16 protein-coding genes and 1 tRNA gene are annotated in these 15,801 nt (G+C 60.1%); 8 read left to right on the top strand and 9 right to left on the bottom strand.

Going from position 1 to position 15,801, the window contains the following annotated elements; all coding sequences use genetic code 11:
• Positions 1–6 precede the first annotated feature (6 nt).
• The 5 genes from aroB to nusB all read left to right on the top strand — a co-directional run bounded on the left by aroB (position 7) and on the right by nusB (position 3,867).
• Positions 7–1,077, top strand: coding sequence for a 3-dehydroquinate synthase (gene aroB / locus HMPREF2993_RS00450; RefSeq protein WP_049154583.1), 1,071 nt, complete (start codon positions 7–9; stop codon positions 1,075–1,077).
• 39 nt (positions 1,078–1,116) lie between these two features.
• The gene (gene aroQ, locus HMPREF2993_RS00445) at positions 1,117–1,542 is read left to right on the top strand and encodes a type II 3-dehydroquinate dehydratase (protein WP_070516954.1); all 426 of its coding nucleotides are present in this window, start codon (positions 1,117–1,119) and stop codon (positions 1,540–1,542) included.
• A 43-nt stretch (positions 1,543–1,585) separates the two neighbouring features.
• Positions 1,586–2,677 (top strand): M24 family metallopeptidase, encoded by a 1,092-nt coding sequence (locus HMPREF2993_RS00440; protein ID WP_070700381.1) that lies wholly within the window; start codon positions 1,586–1,588, stop codon positions 2,675–2,677.
• A gap of 94 nt (positions 2,678–2,771) precedes the next feature.
• Positions 2,772–3,335, top strand: coding sequence for an elongation factor P (efp, locus tag HMPREF2993_RS00435; RefSeq protein WP_046648551.1), 564 nt, complete (start codon positions 2,772–2,774; stop codon positions 3,333–3,335).
• A 1-nt stretch (position 3,336) separates the two neighbouring features.
• Positions 3,337–3,867: a transcription antitermination factor NusB gene (gene nusB / locus HMPREF2993_RS00430; RefSeq protein ID WP_070700378.1), complete on the top strand. Its 531-nt coding sequence runs from the start codon at positions 3,337–3,339 to the stop codon at positions 3,865–3,867.
• Between the two features lie 230 nt (positions 3,868–4,097).
• On the opposite strand, the gene HMPREF2993_RS00425 is transcribed toward nusB, so the two are convergent.
• From HMPREF2993_RS00425 to HMPREF2993_RS00400, 6 genes are all read right to left on the bottom strand, one after another.
• Positions 4,098–4,862 carry an amino acid ABC transporter ATP-binding protein gene (locus tag HMPREF2993_RS00425; RefSeq protein ID WP_070700375.1) on the bottom strand — a complete coding sequence of 255 codons (765 nt, stop codon included), beginning with the start codon at positions 4,860–4,862 and terminating at the stop codon, positions 4,098–4,100.
• A complete protein-coding gene (locus HMPREF2993_RS00420) occupies positions 4,862–5,815 on the bottom strand; it encodes an amino acid ABC transporter permease (protein WP_070700372.1) in 954 nt (317 codons plus the stop codon). Before HMPREF2993_RS00420 ends, HMPREF2993_RS00425 begins: the two co-directional genes overlap by 1 nt.
• On the bottom strand, positions 5,808–6,689 hold the full coding sequence (locus tag HMPREF2993_RS00415; protein WP_070700369.1) for an ABC transporter substrate-binding protein: 882 nt from the start codon (positions 6,687–6,689) through the stop codon (positions 5,808–5,810). Before HMPREF2993_RS00415 ends, HMPREF2993_RS00420 begins: the two co-directional genes overlap by 8 nt.
• A 3-nt stretch (positions 6,690–6,692) precedes the next feature.
• Complete coding sequence (locus tag HMPREF2993_RS00410) at positions 6,693–7,508, bottom strand: DUF368 domain-containing protein (RefSeq protein WP_070700366.1); 816 nt, start codon at positions 7,506–7,508, stop codon at positions 6,693–6,695.
• Between the two features lie 136 nt (positions 7,509–7,644).
• The gene (locus HMPREF2993_RS00405; RefSeq protein ID WP_070700363.1) at positions 7,645–7,920 is read right to left on the bottom strand and encodes a hypothetical protein; all 276 of its coding nucleotides are present in this window, start codon (positions 7,918–7,920) and stop codon (positions 7,645–7,647) included.
• Positions 7,921–7,987: 67 nt separating this feature from the next.
• Positions 7,988–8,061, bottom strand: a tRNA-Leu gene (locus HMPREF2993_RS00400).
• A 91-nt stretch (positions 8,062–8,152) separates the two neighbouring features.
• Between HMPREF2993_RS00400 and polA the strand changes: the two genes are divergently transcribed.
• Positions 8,153–10,804, top strand: coding sequence for a DNA polymerase I (gene polA, locus HMPREF2993_RS00395; protein WP_070700360.1), 2,652 nt, complete (start codon positions 8,153–8,155; stop codon positions 10,802–10,804).
• Between the two features lie 16 nt (positions 10,805–10,820).
• Here polA and HMPREF2993_RS00390 read toward each other — a convergent pair whose 3' ends face one another.
• Both HMPREF2993_RS00390 and HMPREF2993_RS00385 read right to left on the bottom strand, forming a co-directional pair.
• The gene (locus HMPREF2993_RS00390; RefSeq protein WP_049154591.1) at positions 10,821–11,291 is read right to left on the bottom strand and encodes an RDD family protein; all 471 of its coding nucleotides are present in this window, start codon (positions 11,289–11,291) and stop codon (positions 10,821–10,823) included.
• A 60-nt stretch (positions 11,292–11,351) separates the two neighbouring features.
• Positions 11,352–12,092, bottom strand: coding sequence for a class I SAM-dependent methyltransferase (locus tag HMPREF2993_RS00385; protein ID WP_049154592.1), 741 nt, complete (start codon positions 12,090–12,092; stop codon positions 11,352–11,354).
• A gap of 241 nt (positions 12,093–12,333) precedes the next feature.
• On the opposite strand from HMPREF2993_RS00385, the gene rpsA reads away from it, so the two are divergent.
• Together rpsA and coaE are read left to right on the top strand one after the other, a co-directional pair.
• Complete coding sequence (gene rpsA / locus HMPREF2993_RS00380) at positions 12,334–13,794, top strand: 30S ribosomal protein S1 (protein WP_010190105.1); 1,461 nt, start codon at positions 12,334–12,336, stop codon at positions 13,792–13,794.
• A gap of 73 nt (positions 13,795–13,867) precedes the next feature.
• The gene (gene coaE / locus HMPREF2993_RS00375; RefSeq protein WP_070700357.1) at positions 13,868–14,482 is read left to right on the top strand and encodes a dephospho-CoA kinase; all 615 of its coding nucleotides are present in this window, start codon (positions 13,868–13,870) and stop codon (positions 14,480–14,482) included.
• 14 nt (positions 14,483–14,496) lie between these two features.
• Here coaE and HMPREF2993_RS00370 read toward each other — a convergent pair.
• Positions 14,497–15,801: DUF4185 domain-containing protein (locus HMPREF2993_RS00370; protein ID WP_070700355.1), on the bottom strand; the 1,305-nt coding region annotated here is incomplete at its 5' end.

Below are 15,801 nucleotides of genomic sequence, written 5' to 3'. Positions count from 1 at the left end.
GCTCCCATGCACACCATTCCGGTTAACGGACCATCCCCCTACGAGGTCACGATCGGCAGTGGGCTCAGTGCTGCGATGATTGAGCGCGCCGCCAGTATTGGTGCGGCGAAGGTGGCGATTATCCACCAGCCGCCGCTGTCCCAAGCTGCCCGCAAACTCGCTGAGCAAGCCAGCGCACAGGGCCTCGAGGCCACCCCGGTCGAGGTTCCCGATGCCGAGGCTGCCAAGCAGCTTGATGTATTGGCACGTCTGTGGGATGTGTTCGGTGACGCTGAGTTTAGCCGCCGCGATGCAGTCATCGGCCTCGGCGGCGGTGCCGTCACAGATTTGGCGGGTTTTGCTGCGGCAACGTGGATGCGCGGCATCCCGGTTATTCAGGCTCCGACGACGCTGCTGGCGATGGTTGATGCTGCCGTGGGCGGGAAGACAGGTATCAACACAGCCGCAGGAAAGAACCTCGTTGGGGCGTTCCACGAGCCGGATTCAGTCTTCGTAGACCTGGATCACCTGCGCACGCTGCCCGAAGACGAGATCATCGCTGGCTCCGCAGAAATCATCAAGACTGGTTTCATCCACGATCCACGCATCATCGAGCACTATCTAGCGGACCCCGCCGCTTGCCTCAAACCGGAAGGCCTGCTTCCTGAACTCATCGAGCGGTCCATTGCCGTCAAGGCGCACGTGGTGGGCCAGGACTTGAAGGAGTCCGGTCTGCGCGAAACCCTCAATTACGGCCATACCTTCGGCCACGCTGTGGAACGCCGCGAAAATTACTCGTGGCGCCACGGCCGTGCTGTGGCGGTGGGCATGATGTTTATTGCGCACCTGTCCCACGCTCGGGGGCTTATCGACGCCAGCCTCGTCGCCACCCACCGAGACATCCTCACCCGGATCGGGCTGCCCACCACCTATGAGCAGGGCCACTTCGAGGAGTTGCTCGACGGCATGCGGCACGACAAGAAGAACCGCGAGGGTCGCATCCGCTTCGTCGCGCTCACTGGTATTGGGCAAACAACCCGCCTAGAAGACGCAACAGAAGAGGAGTTGCGCGCAGCTTACACGCAACTGGCCTCGTAGAGTTTCAGCTGACCCCCTAAAGCTTAAGGAGCGCACACCATGACCATCCTCGTTCTCAACGGTCCCAACCTGAACCGTTTGGGGAAGCGCCAGCCGGAGATTTACGGCAGCGAAAGCCTAGCGGATATCGAAAGCCAAGTGCGCGCCGCGGCGGGGGAGGAAGAGATCGTCTTCTTCCAGTCCAACCATGAGGGTGAACTCATCGAGCAAGTGCATCGAGCCGCCGACGAAGGCTGGCCCGTGATCATCAACCCAGGCGGCTTTACCCACACGTCGGTGGCGCTACGAGATGCCTTGGCGGAGGTAGCCGATGGCGCCGGTTTCGTCGAGGTTCACCTCTCCAACGTGCATGCACGCGAGGCTTTCCGCCAACACTCTTACCTCAGTCCACTCGCGCGCGGTGTTATCGCAGGGCTGGGCTCGTATGGCTACGTCGCGGCACTGGGGTACCTACTGGCAAATTAGCTATCATGGAGTATCGCTTGAAAATGAATGGAGTGGTTCTCTCATGGCATTAGCCGATACTCGTTATAGCAACCGTCGCCGCAAGCTTATGACCGAGCTGTCCGGCCAGCGTATTGACGCCATTATTGTTACCCACTTGACGCACGTGCGCTACCTGACAGGTTTTTCCGGCTCGAATGGCGGTTTGTTGCTCCGCAAGGATCTCTCCGCGCTCATGGCAACTGATGGCCGCTACACCACCCAGATTGCCCAGGAAGTCCCGGATATCGAAGCCAGCCTTGGCCGCGATGTGGGCCCGCACCTCTTGGAGAAGGTATCCGATGATCTGCGGGTTGGCTACGAGGCGGACTATGTCACTGTCGCACAACTCGAGCGTCTGGAGAAGGCAAAGCCCGAAGGCGTAACGCTGGTACCCGTCACCGGGGTGATTGAGAAGATTCGCCTGGTCAAGGACAACATTGAACTCCAGAAACTGGAAGAAATTGCCGCTTTGGCAAACCAGGCGCTCACCGAGCTCATCGAGGCTGGTGAGGTAGCTGCTGGCCGCACGGAGCGACAGGTCGCTGCTGACCTGGAATACCGCATGCGCATGCTCGGTTCGGAGCGCGTGAGCTTTGACACCATCGTGGCCTCCGGCGAAAACTCCGCTAAGCCGCACCATGGTGCAGATGACCGTGAGCTGCGCAAGGGTGACTTGGTCACGATTGATTTCGGCGCTCACCTGCGCGGTTTTAACTCCGACTGCACACGCACCTTTGTCATCGGTGAGGTCACTGACTTTGCCCGTGAAATCTACGACATCGTCCTGCGAGCCCAGGAAGCAGGCGTCGAGGCTGCGGTGCCGGGCGCGAAGCTTGTCGACGTCGACGCGGCCTGCCGCGATATCATTACCGAGGCCGGCTATGGCGAGTACTTCGTCCACTCCACCGGCCACGGCATCGGGCTTGACGTGCACGAAGGCCCCTCCGCAGCAAAGACCGGGAAGGGCGAGTTGGCTGAAGGTATGACGCTGACCATCGAGCCAGGCATTTACGTTCCGGGCAAGGGCGGTGTTCGTATCGAGGACAGCCTCTTCATTACCTCCGGTGCGCCGAAGATCATTACGCCCTACCCGAAGGAACTTCAGGTGCTGTAGCCAGCACCCCTTCGCTCCGCTGGTACCGTGCGTACGGTATGCTTAGACACTGTTTTCATAGTTTCGACTACAAGTAATTTGGGAGAGTCATTTCATGGCAGATACCACTGATTTCAAGAACGGTCTCGTTCTGAAGATCGACAACAAGCTGCAGCAGATTGTCGAGTTTCAGCATGTGAAGCCGGGCAAGGGCCCAGCTTTCGTGCGTACCAAGCTCAAGGACGTGGTCTCTGGCAAGGTAACGGACAAGACTTTCAACGCTGGCGTGAAGGTGGAGACCGCTAACGTCGACCGCCGCGACATGACCTACCTGTACAACGATGGCCAGAACTACGTGGTCATGGATGATAAGACCTACGAGCAGTACGAGCTGCCATTTGACAAGTTCGGCGACGCCGGCAAGTTCCTTTTGGAAAACATGCGCGTCCAGGTCTCCTTCCACGACGGTGAGGCTCTGTTCGGTGAGCTGCCGATCTCCGTTGACCTGAAGGTGGAGCACACTGAGCCGGGCCTGCAGGGTGACCGCTCCAGCGGCGGCACTAAGCCGGCGACGCTCGAGACCGGTGCTGAGATCCAGGTTCCGTTGTTCATTGAGACCGGTAACACCCTCAAGATCGATACCCGTACTGGCGAGTACCTGTCTCGCGTTAACAACTAAGATGACCCAGCCAGAGCCTAACTATAAGCGTCACACGGCGCGCTACCGTGCGCGCCGCCGAGCCGCAGATATCCTCTTCGAGGCAGAGTCTCGCGATGTTGATCCGGTAGCAATCGTGGAGGACCGCGTCGAGCTTGCCCGCGATCCGGAAAATGGTGTGGCGCCGATCGCTGAGTACACCCGCGACATCGTCAGCGGCGCAGCTGAAGAGTTGGACGCTATCGATGACGCCATCGCCCGGTACCTTTCCAGCGAATGGTCCCTCGAGCGCATCCCTGCTGTTGACCGCGCGATCATGCGCGTAGCGGTATGGGAAATCCTCTTCAACGCGGATGTTCCCAACGCGACTGCGCTCGTCGAAGGCGTAGAGCTTGCCTCGGAGTACTCCAATGACAAGGCCGCGCCCTACATCCACGCGGTGCTGGATGACGTCATCCAAGCCCAGTCCGCGGATAGCCCGATGGCCTCGGCCTCCGCCGAGGACTCTGAGGAGCCCGCTGAGACTGTGGAAGACGAAGGCGTCTCCGAGTAGAGCCTACGTTTTTCCCTAAAGCCCTAAACTCCGGCCAGCTATCCTTTTCGGACTGGTCGGGGTTTCGCTTTTTATCTGGCTTTCGCCACGTTGGAACGGTTCTTGAGCAAAATAAACTGCCCTAGTTGCCAAAACCATTGCTCCCGCCGCGATGGCGGCGCATAACTTTGGCAACTAGGGCAGTTGCGGCGGTGGTGCCGCGCGTGCGTCGGTGGTTGCAGTGCAGCGCGCTAGAGCAGCGAAGAGAGGAAATCCTTCGTGCGCTGGTGCTGCGGGTTGTCCAAGACCTGCTCCGGGGTGCCGGTTTCGACGACACTGCCGCCATCCATGAAGACAATGGTGTCGGCGACCTCCCGGGCAAAGCCCATCTCATGGGTCACGACAAGCATGGTCATGCCGTCGGCGGCAAGCTCCTTCATGACGCGCAGCACCTCACCGACGAGCTCGGGGTCGAGGGCGGAGGTGGGCTCGTCGAAAAGCATCAGCTTCGGGTCCATGGCAACCGCGCGGGCAATGGCGACACGCTGCTGCTGACCACCTGACAGTTGCACCGGATAGGCATCCGCCTTGTGCGCGAGGCCGACCTTGTCCAGCAGCTCCATGGCCTTCTTTTTGGCTTGCTCTGGGCTCTGCTTCTTTACCTGGACCGGTGCCTCGATGATGTTTTCCAGCACGGTGCGGTGGCTAAACAGGTTGAACTGTTGGAAGACCATGCCGATATCCTGGCGCTGGGCTGCGGCTTCCTTCTCGGAGATTTCATAGAGCACGCCGTTGCGCTCGCGGAAACCGATGAGCTCGCCGTCGATGTAGAGGCGGCCTGCCGTGACCTTCTCCAGGTGATTACAGCAGCGCAGGAAGGTGGACTTGCCGGAACCGGAGGGACCCAAGAGGCAGGTGACCTCACCGGGCATGACGGTGAGGTCGATTCCTTTAAGAACCTCGAGCTGGCCGAAGGATTTGTGCACATTCTGCGCGGAGATCATGGGGGTGGTCATTAGTTCTTTACCTCCGGGATGACAGAGACGTTGCGGGGGATAGTTCCTTCGGCATCCGCTAGTGCGGCCAGCTGGCGGCCGGTGAGCTCGCGGGTGGCGCCGCGCTCAAAGCGGCGCTCCAAGAAGTACTGGCCCACCATGAGCAGAGAGGTGATAGCCAGGTACCACGTCGCGGCCACCATCAGAAGCGGAATGGGCTCGAAGAGCGCAGCCGAGATATCCGTGGCGCGGCCAAAAATTTCGGCCGTGTAGGGAATAGCAACCACAAGGGAGGAAGTCTTGAGCAGAGAAATGAACTCATTGCCGGTCGGCGGGATGATGATGCGCATAGCCTGCGGGAGCACCGTGCGGCGCATGGTCATCCACCAACCCATTCCCAGGGCCTTGCTGGCTTCCTTCTGGCCCTCCGGAACAGATGAGATACCGGAGCGGACAATCTCCGCCATGTATGCGGCCTCGTTTAGGCCCAAGCCCAAGACGGAAAGAAGGAATGCGTTAGTGAGCACCTCGGTGAGGGAAATCTCCGCGAATCCTAGGTTGATGGATTGGTAGAGGGCCGAAAGCAGACCCCAGAAGACGAGCTGTACGTAGATTGGCGTGCCACGGAAGAGCCACAGGAAGACCCACGACACGCCTCCCAGCACAGGGTTGGGGGACATGCGCATCACCGCGAGGGCAGCGCCGCCCACGACGCCGATGATCATCGCCAGAATCGTAATGGCAATGGTATGCAGCGCAGCGGTGGCGATCCGGGTATCGAAAAGATACTGGAAATACGTGCCCCACCCGAAGGCCTCATTGCGCGCCGAGGAGATGATGAACCACACTGCAAGCAGAGCGAGAAGGGTAGCGAAGACCCAGCGCCAGGGGTGGCGCAGTGGGCGAGCTTCGATCTTTTCCGGGGGAGTCGAAGCCGCTGAATCCGGCGCAGCCGGGAGAGAGGAGTTAGTCATTGATCGGCCTTTCATTAATCATTGCTTGTTCGACGAGTCCCTCGGTTACACCCCATTTATCGAGAATCTCGGCGTAAGCTCCGGTGTCGATGAGGTGTTGGAGCGCCGCTGCTACGGCTGGGCCCAGGTCGGAGTCCTTTGGTACAGCGAAGCCGTAAGGGGCTGCGTCGAACATTTCGCCGACCATGGACATACGCCCATCCGAGCGGTTGACCGCCCATGCTGAGACTGGTGAATCCGCTGAGAGAGCATCAGCGCGACCCATAAGTACGGCAAGGGCGGCATTGTCGCTCGTGTCATAGGGAAGAATGGTCAGGTTGCCGTCGCAGGCTTCCTGCTTGGGGCGCAGATCGTCGGTCTCCGACACCGTGGTGCGCTGCACCGCGACGGTGAGGCCGCAGGGGTTGGATGGGTCCACGTCATTGGGGCCATCGGTGAGTTTCGCCCACTGAATGCCGGCATAGAGAATATCGACGAAATCGAAGTTCTCGCGCCGCTCATCGGTATCGGTGAATCCGGAACCGCCCAGATCGATTTGTCCGGCTTGGACCGCCGGCAGAATCATGGAGAAGTCTTGCTCCACCGGCTGAAATTCAAGCCCCAACACTTGGGCGACGGCATTGGCCAAGTCCATCTCTAGGCCGATGATCGAGCCATCGGAATCCTTGAACTCGAAAGGTGCGAACGGTGGGTTCGTGCCTACGGTGAGGACGCCATCGGCGTCCTCGTACATCGCGGCGATCTCGGGAACTTCGTCCACGTTGGGTGCGGACCAGCCTTCTGGCAGTGCTGGCTCCTCGTTCGTGACGCAACCGGAGAGGGTAGCGGATGCTAGTAACCCGGCAGCGCCCACGATGGCCGTTTTCTTTCTCATGCTTTAACTCTCTTGGTAGCTAGCGGCTTTGCGCCGGTCCACAACGATGAAGATGGCCACGATGATGCCGCCAATCGCAAACATAAGCAGGATTAGTGGTGTGGAGGCGTCTTGGTCAGCGCCCCATGGCCACAACGTACGTAGGGAGCCGAGCATGAAACCAGCCATGGCTGCAAGGGTGGGATCGCGGTGATTATCCAGCAGGTAGTTCAATACCTTGACGAAAGCTGCGAGGCCACACACCGCGCCGAGTGCGAAGACACCCACGACGACCATGTTGCGGTCTGAGACCGCACCGATAATCGGCGCGTAGAGGCCCATGGTCAGCAAAATGAGGGAGCCTGACACACCGGGAAGAACGAGCGCGCACACAGCCACCATGGCCGCTAGGAAAACCACGAGCAGGTTGGGGTCTTCCACTGGGGTGGAGGTGAAGCCGGTGACGAAGAAGATTGCGACGGCGGCGATAACAAGCGCGGCGATGGACGCGGGTGAAACGCGCGACATCATGCTCAGCGGCACGATGATAGACACGGCGACCATGCCGAGGAAGAGCGCGCTGGATAGCGAAACTTGGCCCTCCACAAAGTTATGGAGGATCGTGGAGAAGCCGAAAACGGCGACGAGCATGCCGACGGCCACGGAGACGAGGAAGCCCCATTCGACCTTCTTGAAACGGCCGGAGATGAGATCATTGGCGTTATGCAAAGCGCGCTCATAGATGCCGACGATGAGCGCAACGGTGCCGCCGGAGATTCCGGGGACTAACTCGGCCATGCCAATAAGGGCGCCGCGAATGGCGTTGAAAAGATAATGCATAAACCGAAAGTAACCTTGACTGTCTACCCGGTGGGATTGCCGTGCCGGGAAGAGCGGGTGAGCAGATGACTTTTTATTCTCTCACCTCAACGCAGGCTTATGCAAACTATTCAATCAGTAGAAGGATATACGCCTTTTACATCGGCAGGCGCTTGGATACTTCACCGTAGAGCGATCCCAGGATGGCGAAGACAGTGAGGCCGACGAGGCCGTCGAGAAGCACTGCGTAGAAATTATTCAGCTGAGGATCGTTGGAGGAAGCCGTGGACTTGCGCAGTTCTTGATAGTAAGAAGATCCTTCAACCTTGGTGGATATCTGCCTGTCCGCGCTAGATTCGGCAGCAGTAGCAGCGGCGGTGCCGCCTACGGTGAGGGCAATGGCGGTGCTCACAGCGATGATAGTGCGACGCATGGCGACGGGTTCCTTTCCGTTGAAAACGCTAACACCCCACAACAGGCTCTGTTGTGGGGTGGAATTGTGCCCCTGGTGAGACTCGAACTCACACTACACGGGTTTTGAATCCGTTGCCTCTGCCAATTGGGCTACAGGGGCGCACAAGCAACGATACTAGCGCAGCGGACCAATTCGAACCTAATTGCCTGCCTGTGGCCCTCGACGGTGTCATTGAGCGCAACACGTTAGGATGGGCCGGGTGACTACTTCTCAGCCTCGACTCCTGCTCATTGATGGCCACTCCATGGCCTTTCGCGCATTTTATGCACTGCCCGCAGAGAACTTCTCCACCTCGGGCGGTCAGCACACTAATGCGGTGTATGGCTTTCTTTCCATGTTGGCGAACATTCTGACTGAGGAAAAGCCGGACTTTGTCGCGGTGGCCTTCGATGTGGGGCGAAAGACCTTCCGCACGGAGATGTTCCCGGAGTATAAGGCGCAGCGTGAAGCCGCCCCCGAAGAGTTCCGCGGCCAGGTCGAGCTCATCCGTGAGGTTTTGGAGACGCTTGGAATCACTACGCTGTCGCGCGATAACTTCGAAGCTGACGACATCGTGGCTACGTTGTCCACTCAGGCCGGCGCGGATTATGAGACCTTCCTGGTCACTGGTGACCGCGACTATTTGCAGCTTGTCGACGACTCCACGACCGTCCTCTATCCCATGCGCGGAGTCTCCAAGCTGCACCGCTTTACCCCGGAGGCAGTAGAAGAGAAGTATGGCCTCAGCCCCGAGCAATACCCAGATTTCGCAGCCCTGCGCGGGGACCCCTCCGATAACCTGCCGTCTGTCCCGAAGGTAGGGGAGAAGACCGCCACGAAGTGGATTACGCAGTACGGCTCTTTGGATGGCCTCATCGAGCACGCCGAGGAGATTAAGGGCGTGGCGGGGCAAAACTTCCGCGATCGCATCGAGCAGGTCAAGCTCAACCGACAGCTCACGCAAATGGTGACGGATATGGACCTCGAGGTCGGCCCGGCGGACCTCGGCTTTAAGGGTGCCGTGGCTAGCGAGGTGGCAGCTCGCTTTGATGAATTGGAATTCGGCACGAATCTGCGCGAGCGGGTCCTCAACGCCGTACCGCATGACGCAGCAGCTGAAGCCGCGGCGGCTGAGGAGGCACCAGACGTATCGGTGACCGTGGTAGACACTCCGCTGGCTGAGTGGCTCGAGGACAAAGAACACGTAGCGGTCTTCGTGCAAGGCGACGGAACACCGGGCGCGGGTGATGCCGCCGCACTAGCACTCGTCGATTCCTCCTTCGAGGGACTCCAGATTGAATTGGCGGACCTGGACGTGGCCGATGACGCCGCACTGGCTGCCTGGTTGGAATCGGATGCGCCGAAGTACCTCCACGAGGCAAAGGCGGCATGGCATATGTTGTCCGGCCGGGGAATCGAGCTGCAAGGAATTGCCCACGACACCGCTCTCGCCGCCTATATCTTGCGGCCGGGCCAGCGCACCTACGCCTTGACGGATGTGTACCAGCGCCATCTGCAGAAGTCCCTCGGGGCTGCCACGGAGCAGCTCTCCCTCTTGGATGGCAATCAGCTTGTGGAACAGGCCGGCGCCATCATGGAGCTGGCGGCAGAATTGACGAGTCAACTCCAGGAGATTGATTCCTTCGAGCTGTATACCGACCTCGAGCTGCCTCTGGTGAGCATCCTGGCGCGCATGGAAGCCGCCGGCATCGCGGTGGACCGAGACGTCCTGGAGACGCAGCGCGATGCCTTCATCGAGCAGGTTAACGAGCAAGAGCGCGCTGCCCGCGAGCTCGCTGGTGACGATTCCCTCAATCTGAACTCCCCGAAGCAGCTGCAGGCAGTGCTTTTTGAGACCTTCGATATGCCAAAGACGAAGAAGACCAAGACTGGCTATTCCACCGCGGCCAAGGAAATCGAGCAGCTCGCTGCTACCCACCCGCACCCCTTCTTGGACCACCTGCTGGCGCACCGCGAGTATCAGAAGATGAAAACAACGCTGGAGGGGCTCCTCAAGACCATCCAGCCGGATGGCCGCATCCACACCACGTTCAACCAGACTGTGACCTCAACGGGCCGGTTGTCCTCCACGGAGCCGAACCTGCAAAACATTCCGGTGCGCACGGAGGCGGGGCGCCAGATCCGCTCGGCCTTTGTGGTGGGGGAAGGCTATGAAACCCTGATTACGGCGGACTACTCGCAGATCGAGATGCGCGTTATGGCGCACCTGTCTGCTGATCCGGGCCTTATCGAGGCCTACCGTGAGGGCGAGGATCTGCACAACTATGTTGGCTCCAAGGTTTTCGACGTCCCTGTCGATGAGGTCACGCCAGAGCTGCGCCGCCGCGTCAAGGCCATGTCCTATGGCCTTGTGTATGGTCTCTCCGCTTATGGTCTGTCGCAGCAGCTAGGTATCCCGGCACGTGAAGCCAAGGAGATCATGGAGAGCTACTTCGAACGCTTCGGTGGCGTGAAGCGCTATCTCGATGAGGTTGTCGTGCAGGCCCGCAAGGATGGCTACACCTCCACGGTCTTTGGGCGTCGGCGCTACTTGCCGGAGCTCAACTCCGATAACCGTGTGGCGCGCGAAAACGCCGAGCGCGCGGCCCTCAATGCGCCCATCCAGGGCACGGCGGCAGACATCATCAAGGTCGCCATGATCCGCGTGGACAAGGCTTTGGAAAGCATGGCTTCGCGCGTGTTGCTCCAGGTTCACGATGAACTCGTCGTGGAGGTGGCGCCAGGGGAAGCGGAGGAAGTTCAGCGCATCCTCGAACACGAGATGGACAAGGCTATCGAGTTGACCGTGCCCCTGGAAGTCTCCGTGGGCGTGGGCGAGAACTGGGATGCCGCAGCGCACTAGAGAGCGCTTTAGGGATTTAAGTCAAGCCCACCGCACGCTCGTCCTCGGTGGGCGTGCGGCGCTCCACCAAGCACCCGGCGAGGAGATCGAAGGGAGTTTGTCCCAGCAGCAGGACGCTCAATCCGAGGATGGCCAAAATGGTTGCCTCAACATAGGGGAGTCCTGTCAGTGCAACAAGGGTGAGGAGTAGCCAGCTGTTGCGAATTGCAGCGCTGGCGATGCCGGGATGCTCAGCAATGACCTCCAGCTTTAGCGACCACTTACCCAGGGAGGTCTGCTTTGTCGCCTCCGCCCACACACGGTAGACGTAGAAGACGAGGGCGAGGGCGACGATGTCATATATGGCGCCCGCCCTGCCTGTGAGGGCGCCATCGGTGCTGAGGTTGATGAGCCACTTGAGCACCACGATCACGGCGGCGGCAAGGAAGGCGTCGATCCACCACGCCACCGTGCGGCGCAGAAAGATCCCGAGGCGTTCTTGAAGCATGACTGCCAGCTTAGTTCGCTGCGACCGGCAGACTCGGCAACAGGGTGGGCGGTATCCGGCTTAGCGCGCGTCGCAGACGAAGATGGCGGTACCGGGGAAAATGGCTCCCCTTTCAGGAGACCACTGGCCCCAAGTGATGTCGAGGCCCTCTGGCCACTCGGGCTCGATGAGGTTGTGAATTTCAAATGAACCGCGCACCTGGAGCGCTCGCACCCAATCACCCATCGTGCGGTGAAACTCGGCATAGGTGAGCTCGTCGTTGGCATCCTGCTCGAGGTAGGCGCGCTCGAAATAGGACAGCGCTGCGGTGAGGACCTGGGGATCGTCGGGGAAGACCCAGCGCATCGGGTGTGGCACAGAAAAGACGAAGCGGCCACGTGGGCGCAGGACCCGGTGGACCTCGCGCAGAGCTAGGTCTAGGTCGGCCACGAAGGGCAAGGCGCCGAAGGCGGAGAAGACGACGTCGAAGGCTTCATCGCGATAGGGAAGCGCCAAGGCATCTGCTTGAACGAGTGGCAGGCCAGTCTCAGCATGGGAGAGCATTCCAGACGAGAGATCGAAGCCCGTCGCAAAGTGCGTGCGTCCTTGCAGCCACCGCGTGCACGGCGCGGAGCCGCAGCCGAGCTCGAGGACGGTAGCGGAGGAGACGTCGCCAAGCAGCTGCGCATCAGCCTCATGCAGCATCTCCGGGCACCAATAGAAAGAGGATAGATACTCGGGGTGTTCCGCGTGGTAGGAGTCGGCGTCATCATCCCAAAACTCACGATTGGCTGCGGATGCAGAAAAAGATGCTGAAGACATTGTTCCTCTCCCAATTTCTTTTTCGTGTCGTATTTGCCGTTTTAGCTGCGAGGATGTAGGGTTGTACGGGCGTGTCTATGACTCGGGACGCGCTGGGCTACTGTAGGAGAGCTTGGCACGGCTGCGAGTCGGGATTGGAATCCATCTTAAGCCTTGCGTATGTACGCTGCTTAATGACGCTTTTCAAGAGACGCGTAACTGTCCAATTACGATCTCCTACGTTTATTCGGAGCATAACTACATGCCAACTTCTAACACCCCTCAGGTTGCGATCAACGACATCGGAACTGCAGAGGACTTCCTCGCAGCTGTCGACGCCACCATCAAGTACTTCAACGATGGTGACATCGTCGAGGGCACCGTGGTCAAGGTTGACCATGACGAGGTCCTGCTCGACATCGGTTACAAGACCGAAGGCGTCATCCCGTCCCGCGAGCTCTCCATCAAGCACGACGTCAACCCGGATGAGGTTGTCGAGGTCGGCGACGAGATCGACGCTCTTGTTCTCACCAAGGAGGACAAGGAAGGCCGTCTGATCCTGTCCAAGAAGCGCGCACAGTACGAGCGCGCTTGGGGCGCCGTCGAAGAGCTGCACGCCAAGGAGGAGCCGGTTACCGGTACCGTCATCGAGGTTGTCAAGGGTGGTCTCATCCTGGACATCGGCCTCCGTGGCTTCCTCCCGGCTTCCCTCGTTGAGATGCGCCGCGTTCGCGACCTGGAGCCGTACATCGGCCAGGAGCTCGAGGCCAAGATCATCGAGCTGGACAAGCAGCGCAACAACGTTGTTCTGTCCCGCCGCGCATACCTCGAGCAGACCCAGTCCGAGGTCCGCTCCGAGTTCCTGCACCAGCTGCAGAAGGGTCAGGTCCGCAAGGGCGTTGTCTCCTCCATCGTCAACTTCGGCGCCTTCGTCGATCTCGGCGGTGTCGACGGCCTGGTACACGTCTCCGAGCTGTCCTGGAAGCACATCGACCACCCGTCCGAGGTTGTCACCGTGGGCGACGAGGTTACCGTCGAGGTTCTCGACGTCGACCTGGACCGCGAGCGCGTGTCCCTGTCCCTGAAGGCAACCCAGGAGGATCCGTGGCGCGTCTTCGCCCGCACCCACGCTGTGGGCCAGATCGTCCCGGGCAAGGTCACCAAGCTCGTTCCGTTCGGCGCCTTCGTTCGCGTCGAGGAGGGCATCGAGGGCCTCGTCCACATCTCCGAGCTGGCTCAGCGCCACGTGGAGGTTCCGGACCAGGTTGTCAACGTTGGCCAGGAAGTCATGGTCAAGGTCATCGACATCGATCTCGAGCGTCGCCGCATCTCCCTGTCCGTTAAGCAGGCAGATGAGGACTACACCGACGAGTTCGATCCGTCCAAGTACGGCATGGCTGACTCCTACGACGAGCAGGGCAACTACGTGTTCCCGGAGGGCTTCGACCCGGAGACCAACGAGTGGCTCGAGGGCTACGACGAGCAGCGTCAGGCTTGGGAGGCTCGCTACGCCGAGTCCGAGCGTCGCTTCAACCTGCACACCGCTCAGATCGAGCGCAACCGTGCTGCAGCTGCTGAGGCCGCCGAGTCCGCTGCCAACTCCAACTACTCTTCTGAGTCCCAGGATGCAGCTCCGGCATCCGATTCTCAGGCAGAGGTTGGCGGCTCCCTCGCATCCGACGAGCAGCTCGCTGCTCTTCGCGACAAGCTCGCTGGCAACTAAGGACATTGCTTCTTAGGAAAGGCCGTCTTTCCCCGCTGGGGGAGAGACGGCCTTTCGCGTATCCTAAGCCGGTATGAAACTGATTGGACTTACCGGCGGAATCGGCAGCGGAAAATCCACCGTAGCGGAACTCCTCGTGCAGGAAGGCTGGGTACTGGTCGATGCAGACCGCATCGCCCGTGACATCGTTGAGCCAGGCCAGCCGGCACTCACTGAGCTGGCGGAGGCCTTCGGTCAGGACGTTCTGCTCCCCGATGGGAGCCTTGATCGCGGTCGATTGGCCTCCCGCGCTTTTGCCAGCGCCGAGAAAACCGCTGTTCTCAACTCCATTACCCACCCGCGTATCCAGGAAGAAACCCAGGAACGCTTCGAGGCAGCTCGCCAAGGTGGTGCCGAGTTCGTGGTTTATGACATGCCGCTCCTCGTCGATAAAGGGCTCCACAGAGACATGGATGCCACCATCGTCGTCGACGTCGACGCAGAGGAGCGGGTGCGCCGACTTGTCGAGTACCGCGGGCTGGATGAGGACGATGCACGCCGCCGGATAGCCGCGCAGATCCCGGATGATGTGCGCCGCGCCGCCGCCGACTTCGTCATTGATAATAACGGCCCCCGCGAAGCGCTCGATGGGCAGGTCGCGGGGGTCGTCGAGAAGCTGCATGCACTCCTAGGCCCACCCGATAGCTAAGAATCTCTTTCTAACTATCGCGTTGCTACGACGTCTGAGACGGCGATGTGGTCATTATTTTCCATGTCTTCACCCACAAAATCGAGGTCCGTGCGCATAAGCATGGTGTTGTAGTCGCGCCACGACGTTAGCGTGTAATACAGGTGCTGATCATCCTGGTTTGGCAGCACGAAGGGCGCGTAGGTGTCGTTGAGAGGTTGGCCGCTGACGACCTTTGTGGTCTCGGCGCTGACTAGCATGCGGCGTGGCGACCACGGTCCCTCCGGACTATCCGCAGTGCGCATGACGATGCCTTCACCTTCCACCCCGTACATGGTGACGAACTTGCCCAAGTACTGGTTGTAGGCGACGGAGAGCTCTGAGACCTTACCGTCAAGCACTTCGCTAGCTTGTGCGGGGTCCTTTACCCAGGAGCCATCAGAGTAGTAGCTGAAGGCACGTTCGTTGGGGAATTCCGACTTCGGTGCGCGCGACAGGTAAGCGGGGCCGCGGCGGCCGTTGCCCGTAGTAAAGCGGTAGACATAGTCCCCGTGCTCGATGTAGGCCGATTGCTGCAGTTTTTCAAAACCGGCGCGATAGTTGGCCCCGCCAGGGATGGGCGCGTTCGCACCGTGGCTAGCGTTGGTGCGTGTGGCCTCCGGAACCGCGCGCCACGTGACTCCGCCATCGGTGGACTTCACCGTCGCGGCATAGTTGGTGGACCAGCCTGTGTTCGGGTCGTGCCACGAGCGCACGGACATGTAGTCAACGTAATGCACGCCGTCAACAACGATGCCCGCGGTGGGGATCGTGGTGCGCTCACCGTTGGTATCGGCATCCCCAACCTTTTGTGAAGGAATGAACTCCTTTGCCCGGCCATTGTCGGACCAGCCGCCAGTAGTCAGTGCCTCTTCGAGACGCAGCCCATCGCCATAATCGTGGTCCGTCGTGCGCAACAGGAGGTTAGAACGCCAACCATCGCCCTCGCCGACGCAGTCCATGGAATCACCGAAGACGTAGTAGGAATGACCTGTGTCATCAGAGTAGGCGATGCCCAGATCGGTCCCGGAGATGCCAAACTTTTGATCCGTGCGGTTGGGCGAACCGGAACCGGTGATCAGCTGCATGATCTGGGTGGGCCCGCCAGTGATTTGGCGCTGGTTATAGTTGCTGCGCTGCCCATTCGCAGACTCTCCCGGCTTTCCCGAACGGGAGGAGCTGCCGAAGAGCGCATCGAGCCCACCGAGAGAGGATCCACCGGCTGGACCGGAAGCCTTCGGAGTGGAGGTAAAGCTACCAGACTTCGAGTAGGGCGTACACGGCGCGGCGAAGGCCGAGGG

Source organism: Corynebacterium sp. HMSC068G04 (genome assembly GCF_001814885.1).
Lineage (GTDB): Bacteria > Actinomycetota > Actinomycetes > Mycobacteriales > Mycobacteriaceae > Corynebacterium > Corynebacterium hiratae.
The sequence above is the reverse complement of the archived record's forward strand: the minus strand, read 5'-3'. Positions and strand labels throughout refer to the sequence as shown.